At 65.4% G+C, this 22,759-nt stretch carries 20 protein-coding genes and 1 tRNA gene; 14 read left to right on the top strand and 7 right to left on the bottom strand.

What is annotated here, in order from left to right; all coding sequences use genetic code 11:
• Positions 1–3: 3 nt before the first annotated feature.
• Genes OZN62_RS11750 through OZN62_RS11740 form a run of 3 tightly spaced genes read left to right on the top strand, consistent with a single transcriptional unit; the run spans position 4 to position 2,076 of the window.
• Positions 4–471, top strand: coding sequence for a hypothetical protein (locus OZN62_RS11750; RefSeq protein ID WP_269099970.1), 468 nt, complete (start codon positions 4–6; stop codon positions 469–471).
• Positions 455–1,444 carry a bifunctional diaminohydroxyphosphoribosylaminopyrimidine deaminase/5-amino-6-(5-phosphoribosylamino)uracil reductase RibD gene (gene ribD, locus OZN62_RS11745; RefSeq protein WP_269099968.1) on the top strand — a complete coding sequence of 330 codons (990 nt, stop codon included), beginning with the start codon at positions 455–457 and terminating at the stop codon, positions 1,442–1,444. Before OZN62_RS11750 ends, ribD begins: the two co-directional genes overlap by 17 nt.
• Positions 1,445–1,458: 14 nt before the next feature.
• On the top strand, positions 1,459–2,076 hold the full coding sequence (locus OZN62_RS11740; RefSeq protein ID WP_269099967.1) for a riboflavin synthase: 618 nt from the start codon (positions 1,459–1,461) through the stop codon (positions 2,074–2,076).
• Here the strand turns inward: OZN62_RS11740 and OZN62_RS11735 are convergent, their stop codons facing one another.
• The 3 genes from OZN62_RS11735 to OZN62_RS11725 form a co-directional block, all read right to left on the bottom strand.
• Positions 2,077–2,361, bottom strand: coding sequence for a hypothetical protein (locus tag OZN62_RS11735; RefSeq protein ID WP_269099965.1), 285 nt, complete (start codon positions 2,359–2,361; stop codon positions 2,077–2,079).
• 49 nt (positions 2,362–2,410) lie between these two features.
• Entirely contained in the window at positions 2,411–3,586 is a 1,176-nt protein-coding gene (locus OZN62_RS11730; protein WP_269099963.1) for an amino acid aminotransferase, read from the bottom strand.
• A gap of 85 nt (positions 3,587–3,671) precedes the next feature.
• Positions 3,672–4,499 (bottom strand): DUF1134 domain-containing protein, encoded by an 828-nt coding sequence (locus tag OZN62_RS11725; protein ID WP_269099962.1) that lies wholly within the window; start codon positions 4,497–4,499, stop codon positions 3,672–3,674.
• A 221-nt stretch (positions 4,500–4,720) separates the two neighbouring features.
• Between OZN62_RS11725 and OZN62_RS11720 the strand changes: the two genes are divergently transcribed.
• Positions 4,721–4,812: transfer RNA gene (locus OZN62_RS11720), tRNA-Ser, on the top strand.
• Positions 4,813–4,880: 68 nt separating this feature from the next.
• Here OZN62_RS11720 and OZN62_RS11715 read toward each other — a convergent pair.
• The 4 genes from OZN62_RS11715 to OZN62_RS11700 all read right to left on the bottom strand — a co-directional run bounded on the left by OZN62_RS11715 (position 4,881) and on the right by OZN62_RS11700 (position 10,408).
• Positions 4,881–6,020 (bottom strand): hypothetical protein, encoded by a 1,140-nt coding sequence (locus OZN62_RS11715; RefSeq protein ID WP_269099960.1) that lies wholly within the window; start codon positions 6,018–6,020, stop codon positions 4,881–4,883.
• 34 nt (positions 6,021–6,054) lie between these two features.
• Positions 6,055–8,133 carry a GumC family protein gene (locus tag OZN62_RS11710; RefSeq protein ID WP_269099958.1) on the bottom strand — a complete coding sequence of 693 codons (2,079 nt, stop codon included), beginning with the start codon at positions 8,131–8,133 and terminating at the stop codon, positions 6,055–6,057.
• Between the two features lie 63 nt (positions 8,134–8,196).
• Entirely contained in the window at positions 8,197–8,910 is a 714-nt protein-coding gene (locus OZN62_RS11705) for a polysaccharide biosynthesis/export family protein (protein WP_269099957.1), read from the bottom strand.
• Between the two features lie 106 nt (positions 8,911–9,016).
• A complete protein-coding gene (locus OZN62_RS11700; RefSeq protein WP_269099956.1) occupies positions 9,017–10,408 on the bottom strand; it encodes an O-antigen ligase family protein in 1,392 nt (463 codons plus the stop codon).
• A gap of 243 nt (positions 10,409–10,651) precedes the next feature.
• Here OZN62_RS11700 and OZN62_RS11695 point away from each other — a divergent pair, with 243 nt between their 5' ends.
• From OZN62_RS11695 to OZN62_RS11650, 10 genes are read left to right on the top strand one after another with little or no spacing between them, the layout of a single operon-like run.
• The gene (locus OZN62_RS11695) at positions 10,652–11,614 is read left to right on the top strand and encodes a glycosyltransferase family 2 protein (protein WP_269099955.1); all 963 of its coding nucleotides are present in this window, start codon (positions 10,652–10,654) and stop codon (positions 11,612–11,614) included.
• Positions 11,615–11,630: 16 nt separating this feature from the next.
• Positions 11,631–12,968 carry a nucleotide sugar dehydrogenase gene (locus tag OZN62_RS11690; RefSeq protein ID WP_269099954.1) on the top strand — a complete coding sequence of 446 codons (1,338 nt, stop codon included), beginning with the start codon at positions 11,631–11,633 and terminating at the stop codon, positions 12,966–12,968.
• Positions 12,969–12,988: 20 nt separating this feature from the next.
• Positions 12,989–14,485, top strand: coding sequence for an oligosaccharide flippase family protein (locus OZN62_RS11685; RefSeq protein WP_269099953.1), 1,497 nt, complete (start codon positions 12,989–12,991; stop codon positions 14,483–14,485).
• Positions 14,486–14,505: 20 nt separating this feature from the next.
• Positions 14,506–15,699 (top strand): polysaccharide pyruvyl transferase family protein, encoded by a 1,194-nt coding sequence (locus OZN62_RS11680; protein WP_269099952.1) that lies wholly within the window; start codon positions 14,506–14,508, stop codon positions 15,697–15,699.
• 3 nt (positions 15,700–15,702) lie between these two features.
• Positions 15,703–16,581 carry a hypothetical protein gene (locus OZN62_RS11675; RefSeq protein WP_269099950.1) on the top strand — a complete coding sequence of 293 codons (879 nt, stop codon included), beginning with the start codon at positions 15,703–15,705 and terminating at the stop codon, positions 16,579–16,581.
• On the top strand, positions 16,578–17,759 hold the full coding sequence (locus tag OZN62_RS11670) for a polysaccharide pyruvyl transferase family protein (RefSeq protein ID WP_269099948.1): 1,182 nt from the start codon (positions 16,578–16,580) through the stop codon (positions 17,757–17,759). The genes OZN62_RS11675 and OZN62_RS11670 overlap by 4 nt, the downstream gene beginning before the upstream one ends.
• On the top strand, positions 17,756–18,925 hold the full coding sequence (locus OZN62_RS11665) for a glycosyltransferase family 4 protein (RefSeq protein ID WP_269099947.1): 1,170 nt from the start codon (positions 17,756–17,758) through the stop codon (positions 18,923–18,925). Before OZN62_RS11670 ends, OZN62_RS11665 begins: the two co-directional genes overlap by 4 nt.
• A complete protein-coding gene (locus OZN62_RS11660; RefSeq protein ID WP_269099946.1) occupies positions 18,925–20,178 on the top strand; it encodes an O-antigen ligase family protein in 1,254 nt (417 codons plus the stop codon). Before OZN62_RS11665 ends, OZN62_RS11660 begins: the two co-directional genes overlap by 1 nt.
• Positions 20,175–21,338 (top strand): glycosyltransferase family 4 protein, encoded by a 1,164-nt coding sequence (locus tag OZN62_RS11655; protein ID WP_269099945.1) that lies wholly within the window; start codon positions 20,175–20,177, stop codon positions 21,336–21,338. Before OZN62_RS11660 ends, OZN62_RS11655 begins: the two co-directional genes overlap by 4 nt.
• Positions 21,338–22,759 carry an MBOAT family O-acyltransferase gene (locus tag OZN62_RS11650; RefSeq protein ID WP_269099944.1) on the top strand — a complete coding sequence of 474 codons (1,422 nt, stop codon included), beginning with the start codon at positions 21,338–21,340 and terminating at the stop codon, positions 22,757–22,759. The genes OZN62_RS11655 and OZN62_RS11650 overlap by 1 nt, the downstream gene beginning before the upstream one ends.

Below are 22,759 nucleotides of genomic sequence, written 5' to 3'. Positions count from 1 at the left end.
TGCATGAAGGGCTTTTTCCGCCGAGTTTCGCCGCGCCGCGCGGTCGAGGATTTCCACCAGCAGTGGAAACAGCCGACGCCGCATCGGTGGCCGATCCTCGGCGTCGCCGTGGCCGCCACCTTCTGCGTCTTCATGCTGTTTATCCCCGATAGCGAGCGGGTGAAGCCCGAACGGCCGGAGGTAATGTACATCTCCACGCTGGACGAAAGCCGTAGCGAGGCAGAGATTATCGCGTCCAACTGCGCCAACCAGGCCTTCAAGGACGAACTGCAGGCGCGCCTCGACGCAAGCGCCGAACGACGGCGCGAGATGTACAAGGCGCTGGGACGCGCGACCTTCATCGATGTCGACGAGATGGAGGCAGAGATCGAAGCCCGCCGCGCCGCCGAAGCGCCCGAAGACACCGGCCCGACGCCGGAGGAAATCGCCCTCTCAGTCGAGGAATATTGCGCGCGTGCTGCCGGAAGCTGACGACGCCCGCTGGATGGCCGCCGCCGCCGCTCTGGCAGAGCGAGCGCGGCCACTGGCCAGCCCCAACCCGGGGGTCGGCACGATCATCGTGAAGGACGGCAAGGTCGTCGGGCGTGGCTGGACCCTGCCCGGCGGTCGCCCCCATGCCGAAGCGGTTGCGCTCGACATGGCCGGAGAGGCGGCGCGCGGAGCCACCGCCTATGTCACGCTGGAGCCTTGCGCGCACCGGTCCGAGCGCGGACCCTCCTGCGCCAGCCTGCTCTCGCAATCGGGCCTCGCGCGACTGTTCTACGGGGCCGAAGACCCGGATGCGCGGACTGCGGGCAACGGCATTGCCGAGCTCAAGCGCGCCGGGATCGAATGCGCCTATGTCGAGTGTGCGGAAGCATGGGCGAGCCTGGCGGGCCACCTCGCCTACTGCCGCGAGGGCCGCCCGCATGTGACGCTGAAGCTCGCCATGTCGCTCGACGGCTGCATCGCCACTTCGGATGGAGAGAGCCAGTGGATCACCGGCGCTCCTGCCCGCGCGCACGGGCATCGCGAACGCGCGCGCGCCGATACCATCCTGGTCGGTGGCGGCACCTTGCGCGCCGACAATCCCCGGCTCGATGTCCGCCTTGCGGGGCTGGAGGATCGCTCTCCACAGCGGGTGGTCCTGACATCGGGAGAATCGCCCGAGGGCTGGACGGCCATCCGCTCACCGCAGGACATCGCCAGCCTCGACGGAGTGCGGTACCTCTTCGTGGAAGGCGGCGCGCAGACCGCATCGGCCTTCCTGGCTGCCGGGCTGGTCGACCGGCTGCTGATCTACCGTGCCCCGGTGCTGCTCGGCGGCGGCAAACCCGCCCTCGGCGATATCGGCCACGCCACCCTGGACAGGGCTTTCGCCGAAGGTTTCACGCTGCACGACAGGCGACAGCTTGGCAGGGACACCCTCGAAGTCTATCTCCCCGCGCCAGTCGCAAAGTCCTGACGGAAAGGTCCCGCATGTTCACCGGCATCGTCACCGCCATCGGCACCATCGAAAGCGTTGAGGAACGCGGCGACCTGCGCGTGCGGATTGCCTGCCCGCTGGATCCGGCGACGATCGACATCGGCGCCTCCATCGCCTGTTCGGGCGTGTGCCTGACCGTGATCGATCGCGGCGGCAGCGCGGGCGATGCCTATTTCCTGGTCGACGTCTCGGCCGAGACCACTTCGCGCACGGCCAAGGGCATGTGGCGCGCGGAAGCCCGCCTCAACCTCGAACCCTCGCTGCGGCTGGGGGATGAACTGGGCGGCCACATCGTCACCGGCCACGTCGACGCCGTGGGCCGGATCGAGGACTGGCAGCCCGAAGGCGGCTCCACCCGCCTGACCGTCGCCGCCCCGGCCGAGCTGGCGCCCTATATCGCCGCCAAGGGATCGATCACCGTCGACGGTGTCTCGCTGACGGTGAACTCGGTCGAGGACCGTCCCGACGGCTCGGTCCGCTTCGGCCTAAACATCATTCCGCATACGGCGGATGTCACCACCCTGGGCGAGCTGCGCCAGGGCGGGGAAGTCAATCTGGAAGTCGATACGATCGCCCGCTACCTGCATCGCATGCAGGTGCTGCGCGGCTGATCAACCCAGCAGGCGGGCCAGCCAGCCCGGCCGCCGCTGCGGTTTGCTTTCCCCTGCGATTTCGAACAGGTAATTGCCGAGCTGCAGGGCCTGTTGCTTGTCCATGAAATAGAATTGCGAATGCACATCGCCGCGCCGATGCGGCCCCGGCTTGCAGACACTTTGCATGCGCAAGGTCATGCGATCACCGATCTTCTCGGTGCTCCAACCCACCAGCGCCCCGTAATCCTCTCTGGAATGGCTAGCCATATCTTTCTCCCTCGGCCTTACCAAGGGAGCGGTCATAAGAGAAACAGGTGACGGACGCAAAACGTCCGGTGCGACTGTCCCTGATTCAGCCAGTTACGTCCGCCAGGGCGGCCACGAACTTGTCGATGTTCCCCATGGTGAGGCCGGCGACGTTGATGCGGCCGGACCCAGCCATGTAGACGCCGTGCTTCTCGCGCAACTGCTGGACCTGCTCCTTGCTGACGGGCAGCATCGCGAACATGCCGTTCTGCTGGCCAAGCGGAGCCAGGTTCACGCCGCCGGCATTGCTCGATGCGGCAAGCTTCTCGCGCACCTGGCGGATGCGCTGGCGCATGTCTTCCAGCTCGGCCAGCCAGTCGGCGGTCAACTGCTCGTCTTCCAGGATCATGCGCACGGCGGCACCGCCGTGGTCAGGCGGCATCGACCAGTTGGCCCGCGCCAGCGCAGCGGCGTTGGACATGATGCGGACGGTGTCCTCGGCACTGGCGCCCATCGCGTAGAAGGCGCCGACACGGTCACGGTAAAGGCCAAAATTCTTGTCGCAGCTGTAGGCCACCAGCGCTTCTGGAACAGCGGGCAGCACGGCGCGCACGCCGTAGGCATCGGCCTCCATGCCGTCGCCGAGGCCCTGGTAGGCAAGGTCGAGGATGGGCAGCACGCCGCTGTCGCGCACCAGTCCGGCAATCTCGTCCCACTGGTCGGCGCTGTAATCGATTCCGGTGGGGTTGTGGCAGCAGCCGTGCAGCAGGATGGCATCGCCTTCCCCGGCATCGGCAAGCGCCGCGCGCAAGGCACCCATGTCGGGCGTACCGTCGGCGGCGGCATGGCTGAAGCCGACCATCTCCAGCGAAACGTCCGCCAGGATCTGGGCGTGGTTGGGCCAGCTGGGCGTGCCGATGAGCACGCGCTTCACGCCGGAAGCCTTGGCCAGCGCCGTAGCCAGGCGCACTGCGCCGGTGCCGCCCGGCGTCTGCATCCCGTCGATCCGGCCATCGTCCGCAACGGCATCGCCGAACACGTGCGGCATCAGGCCGCGGACGAAGCGCATGTCACCTTCGGGGCCGAGGTACGACTTCGAATCCTGCGTATCGATCAGCCGCTGTTCGGCCGCCTTGATCGCGCCGAACACGGGCGTGGCGCCGTCGGCGGTGCGATAGACGCCCACGCCAAGGTCGATCTTGTCGGGCCGCTCGTCCGCCTCATACAGCTTGATGAGGGCGAGCAGGGCATCGGGCGGTTGCTGGTCGAGTCTGTCGAGCATGTCGGCTCAATGCCGACAGCAGGCCGCTATCGCAAGAGCGCGAATAACAGTTTTGTGATGCGCAGCCGAAGTTCGCCTTTGCGATTCAGAAAGGCAACCAGCGCTGCTTGCGCGAAAAGCGCATGTAGCCGGCGTTCACGCCCAGTCGCAGGCCCGCGCCAACGCGGATGGGAATCAGCACGATATCGCCGCGCCGCACGTAGCTGGCGTTGAACCCGCCGACAAAATAGGCCTGTCCTTCCCCGGCCGGGAAGCGGTCGTAGAGATCCTCGGTATCGTAGAGGTTGTAGACCAGCACGAAGGTGTTGCCCGCATTGGCACCGGCATCGATGCCGATGGAGGGGCCGGTCCAGTAGACGGGCATGTTGCCTTCCACCGCGTGGTGCAGCGTGCCCGAGCCATAGCGGACACCGAAGATGAAGGCGCCGCCGCCCTCGCGCCCGACGATATAGCCGTTGGGTTCGCCCTGGTCCGCAAGGACATCCTGGATCAGGCGGGCGAGGCCTTCCGCCCCGCGTCCGAACAGGCCTTCGGCAGCGCCGATCAGGTCATCCTCGGCATAGGTCGTCTGCCCGGCGGCAGGCGGCTCGGCCTGCGCCACGTCGACCGTAGTGCCCTGCGGCGGCGGCTCTTCCGGCGGCAGTTCGAGCACTGCCCCGCTCTCGTAGCGCGGGCTTGCCTCGGAAATCTCGTAGGCACCGTCATAGGCCAGGTCGTCGCCATCCTCGTAGGCGGGGCTGCCCTGGCGCGGCAATTCCGGAGCCTGCCGGTCGGCGGAATCCTCCATCAGGTCGCCATCGATCATCAGATCGGGATCGACGGTCTCGATCTGCTGCGCGGCAGCAGGCATGGCCAGGGCCGCCGCGGCGGGCAGCATGGCCAGGACGATGGCGTTGCGGATCGTGCGCATCATTCACCTCTTCGACAGCGCCCCGGGCAGGCGGGCGCATCCTTTCAGCGCATAAGAGAATCCCTGGCGGCTGAAGCGGCAATGAATACGCGGCAAAGCGAATCCGATTTACGGCGAACCGAATCCTTCACGCGCCGGCACGAAGCTTTCGTCGCCAATGGCAAATGCAGGCCTTGAAGCACTGGATAGGCATCGTTATAGCGCGGGCCTTGCCGCTTGGGTCCGGAGACGTGGGTGAGTGGCTGAAACCAGTTCCCTGCTAAGGAACCATACCCCTATCGGGGTATCGAGGGTTCGAATCCCTCCGTCTCCGCCACCCCTTTCATGACATGCTGATTCGCTATCCGCAGCCGCGATTGCCCACCGGCAATCCGCCGGGCGCGATTACATCCGCTTGATGTCGAGGATCTGCCCGGAAATATTCTGGGAACCCGCGGTCGCGCGGGCTTCGATGCCCAGCCACGCATATTCGCAAGGCATCGGGACATCGACGCGCATTCCGGTGGGTGACCGGCTGAACGTGTCCGACCAGCGCGCATCGCTGTCGGGGCATTCCAGCGTCAGCCGCACGCGGCTGGTGGAAGCCGGATCCAGCGAATGGGTGACCTCGAAGAAGCTCGTGCTGCCATCGAGCCGCACCAGCCGGCGCGCGAGGACCCCGCCGTAACCGGCCCGAACGGAAATCGTCAGGGATTCACCGTCCGACGCCGGCCGCGCGAAGCGCCCGCCCACGTCGTAGAACTGCCAGTCGAAAGGCACATAGGTGTTCTGCCACCCAAGGCTTCCGGTCTGCGCCGGCAGCTGCTGTTCGCCGCGCAGTCGGGCATAGACCTGAGCGGCTTCCTGCAGCCGACCGGTGCGCGACAGTAGGCGCAGGATGGCGCGATCGGATTCGCGGCTGACGGCGCTTTCGGGTGCCAGTCCCAGGCGGACCGTGGCAGCGTTCTGCGCCAGCTCCTCGCGAGCGCCGACCGCGACCCAGAATTCCTCGGCCCAGTCGGGATTGGTGTCCAGCAGCGGGATGAAGGCCGGGGCCATGCGATCGTCGGCCAGCTGTTCGACGAGCAGCGGGATCATCGCTTCCTTCTGCGACGGATAGAGCAGCAACGAGCGGTTGAGCGCGGCAAGCAGGGTATCGGTATCGCCGTTGGCGGTGGCAGCCACCAGGGCCGCCGAATTGAGCACCCGTCCCCGGCGGGACACGGCAAGTGCCGCATCCACCAGGGTGTTGCGCGCCGCCGGATCGTCCTGCGCCAAGGCCATGACGGCCAGCGCCTCGGTCGCCAGCAGGTCGTTATCCAGCGCGGCCTCGGCGTGCGGCAAGGCGGCGCTGACATCCAGCGAGCCGTCTTCGGCTCCTGCTTCGATCAGCGAAGTGGCCAGCTTCTGCTGCGGCCGCGCGGCGAAGGGAGACAACTGGGCGGCGATGGCTGGCTGACTGTCGGCAACGGCATTGGAAAAGGCCTGGCTGGCGGAACCGATGGCCAGGACCGTGGCCAGTGCCAGGATCGCGATCTTGCGCATCGTTCCTCCTTGTCAGCGCCAGCCTTCGCGCGCGTCAGGCCTCGCTTGGCTCGTAGCTGTAGCCGTAACCGTATTCGCTGCCATAGCCGTATTCGTCGTTGCGATGGTCAACCTTGGTAACCAGCGCGCCGAGCAGGCGCACGCCGGGCTGGCGCAGGCGCGCCAGGGCGTTGCGGATGGCGTAGATCGAAGTCTCGTTGGCCTGCATCGCATAGATGACGCCACCCGCCAAATGGCCGATTTCCACGGCATCGGCGAGGCCGAGCACCGGCGGGCTATCGATGATGACGTAATCGTAGCGCTGCTCCAGATCGGAGATCAGCTGTTCCAGGCCGCCGCGAGCGATCAGGTCACCGGAATCGCTGGGCAGTGAGCCGCTGGGGATGAAGTCGATGCCGTGGTCCTCGAGATGGAGGATATTGGCCTCGACAGATGCCCCGGACAGCAGCTCGCTCAGGCCCTTGGTCTTCGACGTCACGCCCAGCAGGCGCGACAGGCCGGCGCGGCGCATGTCGAGGTCCAGCAGGACCACGCGCTTGCCGACACGCTGCAGGCTGCGCGCGAGGGCGAGCGAAGACACCGTCTTGCCCTCCGCCGGGCGCGTACTGGTGAACATGATCACCCGGCGCGCGTCCTTTGGCAACACGGACAGCATGGCCGTCCTGGTCGAGCCATAGGCCTCGGTCAGCTGCGACTTGGGATCGAGCAGTTCCCCGACCATGTCGTCGGCATCCGCATTCGGGATAGCACCCAGCACCGGCAGGCCGAGCTGCTGGCGCACCTGCGAGATGTGGCGCAGGCTGCGGTCGAAGAAGTCGGAGACGTAGACGATGGCCAGCGACAGCAGCGCGGCGACGATCAGCGCGATGAGCAGGTTGCGCATCAGCGAAGGGCCGCTCGGGCTGCCCGGTGCCGTTGCCCGCTCGATCAGCGTCATGTTGTTGGTGCCGGCCTCGCCCACGCCCAGCTCGGTGTAGCGCTGCAGCAGCGCGTCGTAGAGCTCGCGGTTGGTATCCACCTCGCGCCGCAGGATGCCGTATTCGGTACCGACATTCTGCTCGGCCAGGTAACGGGCGCGCGCCTCGTTGAAACGCGTCCGCAGCTCCGCTTCCTCGCTCAGCGCCCGCTCGTAGGCGGCCTGCCGTGCGGAGTTCATGATGCCGCCTTCACTGGTGATGGCGCGATCGAGCGACTCGATTTCCGCTTCCAGCGCCAGGACGCGCGGATTCTGCGGCCCCAGGGTGGTGCGGAGATTGGCCAGCTGCGCCTCTGCCTCGGCCCGGCGCGAGCGTAAGGCGGCGGCGCTGTCGATATCGGCCGCGCTGCGTTCCGCCTCAAGCGCACTGCGCGCTTCGATGCGGCGCAGGGATGCCTGGATCAGCGCCTGGTTCAGGGCCGAAAGCTGGGAAGTGGAAAGCGTTTCCTGTCCGGCCTGTTGCTGCCCGGTCTCGGTCGCGGCCGAGTTGAGGACGACGATCTCGTTCTGGTTGGCATAGGCAGCCAGCCGCGCTTCGGAATCCTCCAGCGCCACACGCAATTCGGCGAGCTGGTTTTCCAGCCGCTCGCGCGCCAGCTGCGTGTCGCCAAAGCGCTTTTCGTAATTGGCCTCGAGGAACTGCTCGGCCCAGGCGTTGGCGATGCGCGCGGAAATCTCCCCCGAAGGCGAGGTGGAGTTGATGTCCACCAGCTGCGAATTCTCGATCGGTGTAATGGTGATGGTCGAGGCGATGCGTCCGGCGATCCGGCGGGGCGTCAGGTTGCCTTCCTCCAGCCCGAACGCCTCCCGAAAGACCGGATCCTGGGCGAAATTCTCGGCCTCGGCCACGCGTTCGGCAAGGAAGCGCGAGCCAAGCAGTTCGTACTGGGTCTCGTAATAGGTGCGGTCGCGCATCTGCATGTCGAAGCGCACGTCGTCGCTGCCGGCAGAGCCGACATCGAGGCGGCTGATCTCGATCCGCGCGGTGGCATCGTACTGCGGCGTCTGCAGCAAGGTCACGGCGACGCCCAGCAGGATCGTCGCGGCAATCACGAAAAGCAGCAGGAACTTCAGTTCCTTGGCGCGCGCCCAGAGGCGTTGGAGCAACAGCTCCAACGCGTCATCGATTTGTTGCACGCCAGCGCTGGCCCCGCCCTGAGCCACGCTCATATCCATTTGCGATTGCATTGTACCTCTGGACTAGTTGCCGATGCGATCGAGCAGCACGAGGCTGGACGTAACCGCCGGCAGAATTTGCAGGATGCGGTCCAGGCGACGTTCGCCCGGATTGTCGCCCACGATCACGATGTCACCTTCGTACAGGGCGGGATCGGGCAGGTTGCCGCGCATGACGGCCGCCATGTTGAACAGCCCGATGTAACGCTCACCGGCAACTTCGCGGAAGACCAGGACGTCATCAGAGCGCGCATAATCGTCGAAACCGCCGGCAGAGTTGATCGCCCGCATCAGCGTGGTGGCATTGGCGATGGGATAGGTGCCGGGCGCATTCACCCGTCCGCCGATGGAGACGGTCGGCGGCACCGCGTTGATGGTGCTGACGGTAACGCTCGGCTCGATCACGTACTCGCCCGACAGGCGGCTGCTGATAACGGCAGCCAGCTGCGTCGGCGAAAGGCCCAGCGCGGCGACCTCGCCGATCAGCGGGAAGTCGAGCATGCCGGTTTCGTCGATGACATAGGTGCCGCTGAGCGATTCATCCTGTGCCACCGTTACTTCGACGACAGCCATTGGCGAAAACCGCGGCAGGGTCGATGCCGGAGCGGGGAGTTCGGTAAGCGAGGTGACGCTGATGCCTTCGGCCTCGCCGTAGCTGCGGTCAACCGATGCGCAGGACGCCATCGCCAGTGAAGCCAAGGCGAGGATCGCCCCCTTGATGATCTTCGTTCCGTTCACGATTTTCCCACTCCTCAAATCTTAAGGCAGGGAATCCCTAACCGCGCAAAGCCGCTGGCGAAACCCCCATTATTGCGAAAGGCATAGTCGTTTATGTCTTTTCGCTTTACCCCTGTTGCTCATTTATCTCTTCGTTTTCGACACCTTGCCGCATCGCCGCATTGGCTACGAGCGCCAGGGCGCAAATGAACCAGACCCCTACCACCTGGAATATCGGCGTGCGCAGGGGATAGTCGAAAAAGCTGGCGATGGCGAGGATCGCCAGGCCGGCAAGCGCCAGCACCACATATCCGCGACCAACGCCGCGCAACCGCCAGACGATCCGGGCGCACCAGAACAGGAAGGCCGCCAGCAGGAGGAGGCCAGCCAGCCCCGCCTCGATCAGCCATTGCAGCCAGTCGTTGTGCGCCATGTTCAGGTAGCGCGGTCCCAACAGGTCAGGCGTTTCATGGATGCGGTAAACATCCTCGAACGCACCGAAGCCGGTCCCGATCGGGAAGTAGGTGGCGATCATCTCTCCCAGGATCGGCAGGATCCTGAAGCGCAGGTCCTCCAGCGGGTTGGCTTCCACCATCCGCTCGAAGGCGACCAGCCGGTCTGCGAACAGGAACAGGAGGAACAGTCCGGCGGCGAAGGCGACAATGATCGCGACCGGGACGAACTTCACCAGCCCACGCTCGCCACCGTCCTTCGCAGGTGCGATGCGCTGCTGCACCAGCAGCGCGGTAGCCACCAGCGCGACCCCGGTGGTGAGCAGGCCCGCACGCGAACCATTGACCAGAATGGTGAGGAAGATGGCGCCGAACACCGTCCACAAGAGCACCTCGGCACCCGGCAGGCGTCGTTTCTGGTCGCGTGTCGCCAGAAAGGCGATCACCAGCATGGCCAGGGCGCCGAGTACAGCGGAGTGGTTGCGGTTGGCGAAGATGCCGACCGGGGCGCCGAAATTGGTGATGGCATAGGGATAGCTGGCGTCGGAATAGCCGGTGGCGATCTGCATCAGCGCCATCAGCGCATTGGCCGCTGCCAGCACGACGATCGCCGCGAGCACCGGCATGGCGGCCTTGCGGCCAAGGCAGGCCATGACCAGCAAGGCAGCAATAGGGATGCCCAGTGCCATCAGCGCGTTGAGCGTACGCCAGGGCACCATCGAGGCAGGACGCGCGGCATCGCTTCCCAGCGCACCGGCGACATCGCCGAGCGGCTCCCGCCCGGGCAGCGACATCCACATCTCCAGCGGCAGCGGCACCAGTTGCAAGACGGTGATCGCCACCAGCGCCAACAGCATCAGCACCGGCCAGCGCAAATCGCGCAGCATGTCCTTCGATGCGAAGACCAGTGCGGCCCCGGCCACGAGCCAGGCCAGCGGCTGCATCAGCACGTTCTGCATGACATCGTAGCGCGAGCTGCCGCCGAACAGCATGGCCGCCAGCACCAGTGTCGCCAGCAAGGCCAGCGGGACCCGGCCAATGTCGGCCAGGCTCTTGCTCCAGGACATGGTCCCCCGTCCGTGCGCCAATGCTTTCCCTCTTCGCGCAAACAATATTGCGCATGTGCTTAGAGATTGCACAAATCTCTGCAAGTCCTGCCTACCCGGCAGCATCGCAACCCGCGTGTTTTCACGGCTTGGCCAACCTATTGGTTACAGTAATATATTGCATTTGCGAAGAAGTTGGGGAGGCGGACAGGCAAGGCTTGCACCGCTTGTTAGAGGGCTCTACCGCGACGCTCCGGAGGTTAAATGGGCCGAAGCTCCATCATCATTCCCGCCTACAACAGTGAAGCCAGCGTAGGCGTCGCCATCGAGACGGCGCTGGCGCAGACGCGTCCGCCGCTGGAAGTCATCGTCATCGACGATGGCTCGGTCGATGGGACCGGCAAGGTGATTGCATCGTTCGGCGACAAGGTGGTGCACCTGGCGCAGGAAAATGCCGGACAGGGTGCCGCCCGGAACACCGGTCTGAAGGTGGCGAAAGGCGAATTCGTCGCCTTGCTCGATGCCGATGACTATTGGGAGCCCGAGTTCCTCGAACGGATGGAAGACTTCCTCGACGCACACCCCGAAGCCGTCGCGGCCAGCTGCGCCTTCAAGGTGGAGCGGGCGAAGGGCGACTATTGCGGCCCGGCAAACCACACCGACCTGAAGGCGCAGCACCCCGACGGGCTGATACTGGACAACTTCTTCGATTTCTGGGCCGATCACGATCACTTGCGGACCGGCACGGTGCTGTTCCGGCGCCAGCTGATCGACGAGATCGGGGTGCAGAACCCCGACCTCCGGATCAGCCAAGACCTGGAATTCTGGGCAATGATCGGCACCGCGGGCAACTGGGGCCTGGTGCCCGAGGTGCTGTGGGTGGGCACTTCCGACCGGATCGCCCGCAAGTATGGCTGGCGCAAACGCTACGCCGCGCGCCGCAAGCGGGCGCCGACCATCCCGGCATGGGAGCGCCGGGTGGTTCCGCGGCTCGCTCCCGAACACCAGCCGGGCTTTGCCCGCGTGCGCGGCCGCGTGGCCGCCGGGCTGATGAGCGCCCACGCGCTGGGCGGCAGCAAGGTAGAAGCCAAGGCGCTGCTCGAAAGCTACGGGCAGGACATGCCGCGCGGCGTCAGCATGCGCATCCTCGAGGCCGCCAACAGGTTTGGCGCCGCCGGTTGGGCCTTGGCCATTTTCGCCTTGCGCCTTATCGACCGAATGAAATGAACGAAGACTACCAACGATGACCGCAAATCCGGGCCAGATCCTGCTCAACCGTCTTGAAGACCGTTCCGCCCGCGTAGGCGTGATCGGCATGGGCTATGTCGGCCTGCCGCTGGCGCTGGCGGTGGTGGATGCCGGCTATTCCGTCACCGGCTTCGATGTCGATGCGAAGAAGCCCGAAGCGCTGGCCGCCGGTCGCAGCTACTTCAAGCATATCGACAGCGCGAAGATCGCCGCTGCCAATGCCACGGGCCGGTTCGACGCCACTACCGATTTCGCGCGGCTGGCCGAGGTGGACGTGATCGCCATCTGCGTGCCCACCCCACTCGATCGGCATTTCGAACCGGACCTGTCGTTCGTCGAACAGACCACCGAAACCATCGCCAGGACCCTGCGCCCCGGACAGCTGGTGATCCTCGAATCCACCACCTACCCCGGTACCACGGACGAGGTGCTGAAGCCGATCCTCGAACGCGGCGGCCTGACGTGTGGAGAGGACTTCTTCCTCGCCTTTTCGCCCGAGCGCGAAGACCCGGGCAATCCCGATTTCGGCACCACTTCGATCCCCAAGGTCGTGGGCGCGGATGACGATACTGCGCGCGCTGCCGCCGCGGCTTTCTACGGTGCCTTCATCGGCAAGGTCGTGCCTGTCTCCAACACCCGCGCCGCCGAGGCGACCAAGCTGACGGAGAACATCTTCCGCTCGGTCAACATCGCGCTCGTGAACGAGCTGAAGCTGATCTACGAGCCGATGGGCGTGGACGTGTGGGAAGTGATCGAGGCGGCCAAGACCAAGCCCTTCGGCTTCATGCCCTTCTATCCGGGCCCCGGCCTGGGCGGGCACTGCATCCCGATCGACCCGTTCTACCTGACGTGGAAGGCGCGCGAATATGCCGTGCCCACGCGCTTCATCGAACTAGCGGGCGAGATCAATTCCTCCATGCCCGGCAGGGTGATCGAGAAGCTGGCGCTGGCGGTGGACCAGCGGCTGCAGAAGGGCCTGAACGGAACCCGGGTGCTGGTGCTGGGTGCGGCCTACAAGAAGAACGTCGACGACATGCGCGAAAGCCCGGCGCTGGAGATCATGGAGCTGTTGCAGGATCGCGGCGCGCAGGTTTCCTATTTCGATCCCTTCGTCCCGGAAATCCCGAAGACCCGCGAACATCCCTCGCTCACCGGCATGGCCAGCGTTGCGTGGAAGGATGACCTCGCTGCCGACTACGACGCCCTGCTGCTGGTCACCGACCACGACGGGGTGGATTATCGCGCCTTGCTGCAGCACGCGGCGCTGGTGGTCGACACCCGCAACGCCTTCCGCAGGGCAGGCGTGGACGGCGACAACCTGGTGCTGGCCTAGGGCTGCGCGGAGATCGCGGCATGACGGATAGCCAGCCCCCGCAGAAGAAAAGCATCGGCCAGCGGCTGGCGGGCGGCTTCGCCTGGAGCACGCTGGGCGCGATCGGCTGGAAGGGCCTGACCGCCGCCAGCTCGATCCTCGTTGCCCGCATCCTTGGCCCCGCCGGTTTCGGCGAGCTGGGTATCGTGCGCGCCACCGCCAACCTCTTCACCGTCTATGCCGGCTTCCGGCTGGGCACGACGGCGACCAAGCACCTTGCCGAATTCAAGGAAAGCGATCCCGACCGTGCGGGCCGCATCCTGCGCATGAGCCTGGTAATGTCGGCGGTGTTCTGCGGCATCACCGCCGCCATCCTGGTCCTCGGCGGACCGTTCATCGCCGCCCGCTGGCTGGACAATGCGGGCCTTGCCTTGCCGCTGCAGATCGCCGGTGCCTTCCTCTTCTTCCAGGCCTACAGCTCGATGCGGGAAACCGTCTTGATCGGCACGGAGAACTTCAAGGCTTTCGCCCGCGTGCAGACGGTGAAGGGTCTCACCACCGCCCTGCTGATCGTGCCCGGCGCCTATTTCTACGGCGTTGCCGGTGCAGTCGCAGGGCTCGCGCTGGCGGCCTTCCTCTCTTTCCTCGTGCTTCGGGTCTACATCCGTCGTGCGCTGGCCGAGGTCGAGGTGAACGAGCAGGTGCCCTACGCCGTGTGGAAGGGCGAACTGCCGCTGCTGTGGACCTTCGCCCTGCCCGGCCTGTTCGTCGGCATCGTCACCGCCGCCGTGCTGTGGTGGGGCCGCACCGTGCTGGCCGGGACCGAGGACGGCTACGTCCAGCTGGGGCTGTTCGAAGCCGGCAACCAGTGGCGCACGCTGGTGCTGTTCATGCCGGAAATCCTCTCGCGCGTGGCCATGCCGATCCTGGCCGAGACCTATGGCAAGGCCGACAAGGACAACTTCCTTGAAGCCACGGCGATGCAGTATCGCGCCATCCTGATCGTGTCGCTGCCGCTGAGCGTGGTGGTGATCGCCTTTGCCGACTACTTGATGATGATCTTCGGCGATGCCTTCGCCAATTCCGGCGCCATCCTGCCGCTGCTGATGGCGAGCGTGTTCATCTACGCCCTGAACCAGGCGCTGCGAAAGGTGCAGGATGGATCGGGCAAGCGCTGGCAGAACTTCGCGCTGCAGGTGGTCTGGGCCATCGGCTTTGTCGCCGCCCTGCTGCTGCCGACAGGCCCCGTCGATGCGGAACGGCTTGCCTGGGCCTTCCTCGCTTCGGAAGCGGTGATGTACTTCGGGCAGTTGCTCTATGTCGAATTCGGCATCGCGCGCGGCACCATTCGCAGGATCGCGGCCAGCACGCTGCTCGCCGCGCTCGCTATCGGTCTTGCCATCACCGCGCAGGCCGGCGTGCTCACCGGCTGGCAGCCGTTGGCACTGGGCGCGCTGGCACTGGTCTTGTCGGGCCTGCCCGGTCTATGGCTGGGCGGCAATTTCGCTCTCAAACTGCTGCGGCGCCGCCGCGCCTGACCCCTCGCCGGAGAACACCCATGCGCATCGGCATCCTCACCTTCCATTACAGCGCCAATTTCGGCGCGAACCTGCAGACGTTGGCGACCTACAATTGCATCAAGGCGCTGGGGCACGAACCCGTAGTGCTCGACTATCGCGACCCGGCGAAGGTGGAGAATATCGGTGACCTGCTGACCGCGGCGCAGGCGCAGCAGCACGCCGATTTCATCGAGACCTATTTCCAAACCTCGCCGCGTTTCACCGAGGAAGAGCCGCTGGCGGATTACATCCGCCAGAACTGCGCTGCGGTCATCGTCGGCTCGGACGCGGTGTTCCGCCTCGGCCAGGGCCTCAACCCGAAGCGGATCATCAACCGCCTGCTGGGACGCGGGCAGACATTCGCCGGCTTCACCCACGATACCAAGGTGCCGCCCTATTTCCTCAACTGGGAACGCGACGGCCAGCTGCCAGTGAAGGCGTCGCTCTCGCCCAGCAGCCGGCTGACCGACTATCGCTTCCTGCGCCCGGTGGTGAAGCGCACCATCGGCAAGTCGCTGACCGATTTCGACATCATCTCCACCCGCGACAAGTGGACGGCAGAGCTGGTGCGCAAGGCCACCAAGGGTCGCAAGCAGGCCGAAGTCCGCGCCGATCCGCTGTTCGTGCTGGAACGCCATTTCGACTTGCCGCCACTGCCTGCCGAACGCGGCGACCTGTCGAACAAGGTGCTGATCACCGGCGGCTTCCCCAAGGCCTGGATCGCCGACTTGCAGGCGGCGCTGAAAGACCGCGGCATGGGTCTGGTCAGCCTGCCCAACCCCGGCAAGCAGTTCAATCACGAGGGGATCGACGACAACCTCACCCTGCCGATGAGCCCGGTCGAATGGTACCAGGCCATCGCCAGCGCGGCGGGCTATATCGGCCCGCGCATCCACGCCATCATCGCTGCCATCGCCGCCAAGACGCCGTTCATCTGCATGGACCCGTTGAAGGACATGGAGAAGGCCAAGTCCGATGCCTATTACGACCTGCTGCTGCGCGCCGGCGGGACCGAGCGCTTCTTCCTGGAGAAGGACCTGGTCCAGCAATCGCCCGATACGCTGCTACGGCTGATGTTCGATTCTGCCGAGACGCAGGCATCCTGCGATGCCTTCGCCACCGAGGCGGCGGACGAGGTGGAAGACCTACTGAAGCGCGTGATCGCGCTGGCCGGGGAGCGCGGCGCCGCCTGACCGATGACCCGCCGCCCGCTGATCTACATTGCCGGAGCCGGGCATAGCGGCTCCACCCTGCTGGAGATGTTCGTCAGCGGGGCGAAGGGCCATGTCGGGCTGGGCGAGATCTTCCAGCTGGTCGACCGGCGCAATCCGATCATCGACAATCTGGACGGGCACCAGTGCTCCTGCGGCAAGGGCGTGGCCGAATGCCCGTTCTGGGGCAAGGTGGTCGAACTGCTGCGCACCATCCCGCGCGAAGACGAGAACCGCCGCTATGCCGCGCTGGGCGATGGCTTTGCCGCTCGCTTCGGTGCAGGGGCGGTGATGGTCGACAGTTCCAAGGCGCCGGAAGGGCTGGAGCGCGCCGCGCAATCGGGCGCCTTCGACATCAGGGTGCTGCACCTCGTGCGCGACGTGCGCTCGTGGCTGGTCTCGATGCAGAAGAGCTATGCCCGCAACAATGTCGCGACGCTGGGCTCCAACGTTCAGCGTCACGGCCTGCTGAAGGGCACGGCGAAGTTCGCCGCCCGCAACCCGCTGTTCGATGCCCGCCAGTGGCAACGCATCAATGCCGAGGTGGAGCAGGTGGTTGTCCGCTACGACCTGCCGGTACTCCCGGTCAGATACGAACGCCTCTGCTTCGACAGCGAGGCGGTGCGCACCGAGATAGAGCGTTTCATCGGGGCCGAGATCGCCCCCTATGGCGATGCCTCGGCGCGCGGCGACAACCATTCGATTTTCGGGAACCGCATGCGTTTCGAACCGGAGAAACTGGCCGCCATCCGCTATGACGATGGCTGGCTGCGCGACAATCGCTGGATGCTGGCCTGGGCGCTGTTGCCCGGCGTGCGGCGGATGAATGCGCGACTGGGCGGAACGCAGGAGGCGGCGCGATGAAGATCGGTGTCCTCACCTTCCATTCCAGCCGCAACTTCGGCGCCAACCTGCAGACGCTGGCAACGCAGGAAATGCTGCGCAAGCTGGGTTACGAGCCGGTGATCGTGAACTACCTCGACGAGGCCAAGCTGGCCGCCTTCGAGAAGATGGTGCCGGCCAACCAGATTGCCGAACACGACAAGTTTGCCGAGCGCTATTACACGCTCTCTCCCGCGCTTACATCGGTCGAGGCGGTAGCGGACTATTGCCGCGAGGAGCTGGACGGGGTCGTCACCGGGTCGGACGCGGTGTTCCGCCTCGCCACCCCTTACGAGCCGGTGCGCGTGGCCAAGAAGCTGCTCGGCCGTTCCAACCCGTTCGAGGCCTTCAGCTGGGCCGACCGCGTGCCGCCCTTCTACCTGCCCTTCGATGCGCCGGGGCTGATCAAGGGCTCGATCGCCGCTTCCAGCCGCGGGACGTCGTTCTATTTCCTCAAACCGCATATGATGAAGAAGGTCGGCGACGCGCTGCGCGACTTCGATTTCGTCACCGTGCGCGACGACTGGACCGGGACGCTGGTGCGCTGGCTGTCGCGCGGCGGCGCGAACCCGCTCTACAGCCCTGACCCGGTGTTCGGCCTGAATTCGGCCTTCACCGTGCCCGAAGACGAACAGCCGCAGGACGACCTGTCCGACGTCGTCCTGCTCAACGGCGAGTTCGACGAAGCCTGGCTGCGGGGCATGGTCGCGGCGATCAAGGATCGCGGCTACCGCGCCCTGACGCTGGCCAACCCGGCGGAGAAGGACAGCTACGACTTCGTCGATGGCAAGCTGGACCTGCCAATGTCACCGCTGACCTGGTATTCCTGCCTGGCCAATTGCGCGGGTTTCATCGGCATGCGCTTCCACGCCTTCGTGTCCTGCGTCACCAACAAGACGCCGGTGGTGACGATGGACGTGACCCGCAAGCGCTGGGGCAAGCCCGACCCGCGCAATCCCAATCACGACCTGGCGAAGCGAGCAGGCATCCTCGATCGCTACTTCCACAGCCACGACCTGATGCAGTCCGATCCCGGCATGGTGATGGACAAGCTGTTCGATCCCGCCACCCAAGCCAAGGCCGATGCCTTTGCTGACGCCGCGCCTGCCATCCTGTTCGCTCACCTGCGCCGCTTCGAAGAGCTGAAAGGGTCGGCATGAGGATCGCCTGGGTCACGCGCAGCTTTCTCGACTATCGCATCCCGGTGTTCCGGGAGGTGGACCAGCTGACCAACGGCGGCCTGCACCTGTCATTCTCCGGTGAGTACGTGCCCGAGACGGTCACCGCCAAGGCGGTCGAGACGCTGGGCGAACGGGCCTATCCGCTCACCGGCGAATTCAAGCTGGGCGGCGAGGACCAGCACCACCTGGCCAACCGCAATGTCTCGCTGCGCTGGCAACCGGGCCTGGGCAAGCATATCTCCCGGCTGCAGCCAGACGTACTTGTCGCCGACGGCTTCTTCAAATGGACCCTGCCCGCCGCGCTGCACCGGCTGCGCCATGGCACCCCGCTGGTGATCAATTACGAGCGCACCCGCCATACCGAGCGACATGCCCAAGGCATCCGCACGCGCTATCGCCGGCAGATCGTGAAGCTGGCCGATGCGATGGATTGCAGCGGGCGGCTGTGCAAGGAGTACACGGTCGAGGACCTCGGTATGGACCCGAAGCGCATCACGCTGGGCCACATGAGCGCCGATACCGACGGGCTGGAAGCCGCCGTCAATGCCGTTAGCGAAGCCGAGCGCGCGGCCCTGCGCGAGAAGCATGGCCTTGGTGGCGTCACCTTCCTGTACGTCGGCCGCCTCGACGAGCGGAAGGGCATTCGCGAAATGCTCGACGGGTGGGAGGCGGCGGGTTTCGCGCCCGGTGCCGCGACGCTGCTGCTGGTGGGTGACGGCCCCCTGCGCGAAGAATTGCAGGCCCGCGCCGCACCCATGGGTAATGTCGTCTTTGCCGGGCGCGTACCCTATGACGAGCTGGCGCCCTATTACGCTGCCGCCGATGCCTTCCTGATCACCACGCTGGAAGACAACTGGTCGCTGGTCGTGCCCGAAGCCATGGCAGCTGCCCTGCCGGTCCTCAGCTCGGTCCACAACGGCTGCTGGCCGGAACTTGTCCGACCGGAAAATGGCTGGACATTCACGCCCGAAAACACGAACCAACTCGCCGAGAGCTTGCGCCAGGCGCAATCGCAGGGGCGCGACGGGCTGGCCGCCATGGGCCGGGTGTCGCGCGAGATCGTGCATGATTACGGGCCGGATAATGCCGCCCGCTCGATCGTCGAAGCCTGCGAAATCGCCATCGCGCACCGGGGGAGAGGCTGATGCGCCTGACACGACTTGTCGACTATGCCCTGTGGCTGCTGCTGTTGCTCAGCCTGATGCGCACGACCGTGCTGATCCGGCGGCGCGACACCAGCGAATTCAACGCTATCGACAGCTCGGCCACATTCGCCGTGCTGATCGTTGCGACCATCCTCGGTCTTCTCGTCGTCCATCCACGGGCACGCGGCACGCTGATGAAACTGCAGTCCTCTTCGGCAATCCTGCTGCTGGTCTACCTGGCCGTGGCGGCGTTCAGCGCGTTCTGGTCGCAGGAACCGCTCTACACGCTGTTCCGCGCCGGCGAAGTGCTCGCGGTGTTCGGCGCCCTCTATGTGCTGATGGACGGCTACAGCAACTGGCGCGATGCGGAGCGGGCGATGCTGTGGACGCTGATGATCGTAACCGTGCTGAGCCTGATGCAGCGTGTGATGACCGGCGGCATAAGCGTGCAGGGCCTGCACACCAACGTCTACACCGTCACCGCCGGCATGGGCTTCCTCTATGCGCTGGGCGAAAGCCTGCGGGCGGACCCGCTACGCAAGGCCGCATTGCGTCGATGGGCCGGGGTATTCGTCATATTCGCCATCCTCGGCACCAGTGCAGGTTCCAACATCGCCATCGCGCTTGGCATGCTGGTGCTGCTGCCCTTCCTGTCGCGCAGCAAGGTCATCGTAATCCCGGCTGCGGTCGCCTGCCTCGCCCTGGTGGTAGTGATGGGCACCAGCGAGCAACTGCTTTCAACTACGGTCCTGACCGGCAGATCGGTGGACGAAGTCTCCCATCTCACCGGGCGGTTCTTCCTCTGGCAAGGCTATTGGAATGCCTTCATCGAGCAGCCCCTGATCGGCCAGGGCTTCGCCATCGTCGCGCGCATCGGCGACCAGTTCGGAACGTTGGCCACCACCAATGCCCACAATGGCTATATCGAGGCGCTGGCGGGCCTGGGCATCATCGGGTTTGCCTTGCTGGTGTACCATTCGATCCGCCTGACGATTGAGACGGTGGCGGCAAGCCGGGCCAGGATCGCCGGTGGCCTCGGCAGCCTGGCGGCGGTGGTGATGCTGCTGGTGAACAACAATTCGAAGTCAATCCTGGGCGGAGCATTCGACCCCACCGTCGTCGGTGCGCTGGCCGTGCTCGCCTTCCTTCACACTTTCACCCTGCGGGCCACGCGAGAACAGGCGGACATCCAGCGGCGGGGCACCCCCATGGCGCCCCAGGCCACCGGGGAACCGACGCCCGCGCGTCAATGAAGCTGCTGTTCGTCCACAACAGGTACGGCAAGCGAAGCGGCGAGGAGATCATGCTCGACCGCATCGTGGCGCTGCTGCGCGATCGCGGGCACGAGGTGGACACCTGGTTCGCCGACAGCGCCGACATTCACGGTGTGGGCGGCAAGCTGGGCGCAGCGGCATCGGGCATCTATTCCGCGAAATCGCGCAAGGCTGTGGCCGAGCGCATTGCCGCCAGCCGTCCTGACATCGTGCAGGTGCAGAACCTCTTCCCGCTGATTTCCCCTGCCGTGCTGCCGGTGATTGCCGAGGCAGGCGTGCCCATCGTGATGCGGTTGTCGAACTATCGTCTCGTCTGCCCCAACGGACTGTTCCTGAGCCACGGCAAGGTCTGCGAAGCCTGTTCCGGCGGCCGCGAATGGAACTGCGTGGCGAAGAACTGCGAAAACGACCCGTTCAAGTCTGCCGCCTATGCCGCGCGCAATGCCTGGGCGCGCAAGGCTGGCTATTATCGCGACAACGTGACGCGGTATTACGCGCAGACCGCGTTCCAGCGCGGCGTGCTGGTGCGTGAGGGCTATCCGGCGAACCGCATCGACGTGATCCCGAACATGATCGACATCGCCGAAGACGCCCCCGCCTGGACGCCGGGCAGCTTCGTCGGTTTCGTCGGTCGACTGAGCCCGGAAAAAGGCATCGAGACCCTGTTCGCAGCCGCAGCGCGCACGCCGCAGATACCCTTCCGGCTGGCGGGCAATCCGGGCAACTATGCCGGGCGCAAGGACATCCCCGCCAATGTCGAACTGCTCGGCAATCTCGGCCCGGACGAGCTGGCGCAGTTCTATCGTGACGCGGCGATGCTCCTGACACCGAGCATCTGGTACGAGGGTTTTCCCGGCGTGGTGATCGAGGCCATGCGCCACTCCCGCCCGGTCATCCTTTCCGATATCGGCGGCCTGCCCGAATTGGTTGGCGGCGGCGAGACCGGCGTGCTGGTGCCCCCGCATGACGAGGTTGCGCTGGCCGATGCCGTCACCGCGCTGTGGCAGGACGAGGACCGGCGCCGGGCGATGGGCGAAGCCGGCTTCCACCGGGTGAAGCGCGAATATACCAGCGACCTCTATTACGAGCGGCTGATGGCCACCTATGACCGGGCGATGGCCGGGAAGGTGCCCGCCTGATGCTGTTCAACTCGTGGGAATATATCGCCTTCCTCGTGGTCGTGGTGGCGGTGTTCTTTGCCCTGCCGATGCGCTGGCGCGTGCCCTTCCTGCTGGGGGCGAGCTACTATTTCTACATGCAGTGGGACTGGAAGTTCGCCTTCCTGATCGGCGGCGTCACACTGGTGAACTGGGAAGCGGGACGGCGCATCGCCGATGCTTCGGACGAGAGCAAGCGCAAGGCCTGGCTCTGGATCGCCATTGTCGCCTCGCTGGGCGTGCTGTTCTTCTTCAAGTACTTCAACTTCTTCAACGACAGCTTCCGCGCGGCGTTCGAGGCGGGCGGGATGACCTACATGGTGCCTTACCTGCCGATCATCCTGCCGGTCGGCATCAGCTTCTTCACCTTTCAGGCGCTGTCCTACCCGATCGACGTCTATCGCGGCGACCACGGGCCGGAACGCAGCCTGACCCGCTTCGCCACCTACGTGGTGTTCTTCCCGCAGCTGATCGCCGGTCCGATCGAGCGCGCCAGCACCCTGCTCGACCAGTTCAAGGAAAAGCACCGCTTCGATCTTGAGCGGCTCGGCAGCGGGGTTCAACTGATCATCTGGGGCCTGTTCAAGAAGATCGTCATCGCGGACCGGCTGGGCGTCTATGTCGACGAGGTCTATGCCGCGCCGGAGCTGTACGATGGCTCCACCCTGCTGCTGGCCACCTATTTCTTCGCCATCCAGATCTACTGCGACTTCAGCGCCTATTCGGACATCGCCATCGGCTCTGCACGGATCCTCGGCTTCAACCTGTCAAAGAACTTCGCCCTGCCCTATCTGGCGACTTCCATCGCCGATTTCTGGCGCCGCTGGCACATCTCGCTGACCAGCTGGTTCCGCAGCTATCTCTACTACCCGCTGGGCGGCAACCGCGTCTCCACGCTGATGTGGATGCGCAATATCTGGATCGTCTTCGTGGTCAGCGGCGTCTGGCACGGTGCGGCCTGGACCTTCGTCGTCTGGGGCGCCCTGCACGCGGCCTATTACGTGGTGCAATGGCTGTGGAACAAGCTGGTGCCGACGCCGGAGAAGCCGAACTGGTGGGGCGTGCTGCTGGGCATCCTCGTCACCTTCCACGCGGTGGTGCTGGCCTGGGTATTCTTCCGCGCGGAAAGCATTGGCGATGCCTGGCTGATCGTCACCACCATCCTGACCGACACCGGCGCCATGCCGGACCTTGGCGCATCGCGCTTCACCGCCGCCATCAACATGGCGCTGATCGTGTTCCTGATGGCGGTGCAGGTCTTGCAGGCGCGTGGTTGGTTCTCGCTCTACTTCTCACCCAGCCGTTTCCCGCCCGTCGCCCGTGCGGTCGGATCGGCGCTGCTCGTCTGCGGCATCGCGCTGCTGGGCGTCAGCTCCTCCGCTTTCATCTATTTCCAGTTCTAG

Source organism: Aurantiacibacter sp. MUD11, from assembly GCF_026967575.1.
Lineage (GTDB): Bacteria > Pseudomonadota > Alphaproteobacteria > Sphingomonadales > Sphingomonadaceae > Alteraurantiacibacter.
The sequence above is the reverse complement of the archived record's forward strand: the minus strand, read 5'-3'. Positions and strand labels throughout refer to the sequence as shown.

Bases quoted from the DNA above. Each gene is read 5' to 3' on its own strand.
- OZN62_RS11750 (WP_269099970.1), top strand. From the start codon at position 4: ATGAAGGGCTTTTTCCGCCGAGTTTCGCCGCGCCGCGCGGTCGAGGAT.
- OZN62_RS11740 (WP_269099967.1), top strand. From the start codon at position 1,459: ATGTTCACCGGCATCGTCACCGCCATCGGCACCATCGAAAGCGTTGAG.
- OZN62_RS11735 (WP_269099965.1), bottom strand. From the start codon at position 2,361: ATGACCGCTCCCTTGGTAAGGCCGAGGGAGAAAGATATGGCTAGCCAT.
- OZN62_RS11730 (WP_269099963.1), bottom strand. From the start codon at position 3,586: ATGCTCGACAGACTCGACCAGCAACCGCCCGATGCCCTGCTCGCCCTC.
- OZN62_RS11725 (WP_269099962.1), bottom strand. From the start codon at position 4,499: ATGATGCGCACGATCCGCAACGCCATCGTCCTGGCCATGCTGCCCGCC.
- OZN62_RS11715 (WP_269099960.1), bottom strand. From the start codon at position 6,020: ATGCGCAAGATCGCGATCCTGGCACTGGCCACGGTCCTGGCCATCGGT.
- OZN62_RS11700 (WP_269099956.1), bottom strand. From the start codon at position 10,408: ATGTCCTGGAGCAAGAGCCTGGCCGACATTGGCCGGGTCCCGCTGGCC.
- OZN62_RS11695 (WP_269099955.1), top strand. From the start codon at position 10,652: ATGGGCCGAAGCTCCATCATCATTCCCGCCTACAACAGTGAAGCCAGC.
- OZN62_RS11690 (WP_269099954.1), top strand. From the start codon at position 11,631: ATGACCGCAAATCCGGGCCAGATCCTGCTCAACCGTCTTGAAGACCGT.
- OZN62_RS11685 (WP_269099953.1), top strand. From the start codon at position 12,989: ATGACGGATAGCCAGCCCCCGCAGAAGAAAAGCATCGGCCAGCGGCTG.
- OZN62_RS11680 (WP_269099952.1), top strand. From the start codon at position 14,506: ATGCGCATCGGCATCCTCACCTTCCATTACAGCGCCAATTTCGGCGCG.
- OZN62_RS11675 (WP_269099950.1), top strand. From the start codon at position 15,703: ATGACCCGCCGCCCGCTGATCTACATTGCCGGAGCCGGGCATAGCGGC.
- OZN62_RS11670 (WP_269099948.1), top strand. From the start codon at position 16,578: ATGAAGATCGGTGTCCTCACCTTCCATTCCAGCCGCAACTTCGGCGCC.
- OZN62_RS11665 (WP_269099947.1), top strand. From the start codon at position 17,756: ATGAGGATCGCCTGGGTCACGCGCAGCTTTCTCGACTATCGCATCCCG.
- OZN62_RS11660 (WP_269099946.1), top strand. From the start codon at position 18,925: ATGCGCCTGACACGACTTGTCGACTATGCCCTGTGGCTGCTGCTGTTG.
- OZN62_RS11655 (WP_269099945.1), top strand. From the start codon at position 20,175: ATGAAGCTGCTGTTCGTCCACAACAGGTACGGCAAGCGAAGCGGCGAG.
- OZN62_RS11650 (WP_269099944.1), top strand. From the start codon at position 21,338: ATGCTGTTCAACTCGTGGGAATATATCGCCTTCCTCGTGGTCGTGGTG.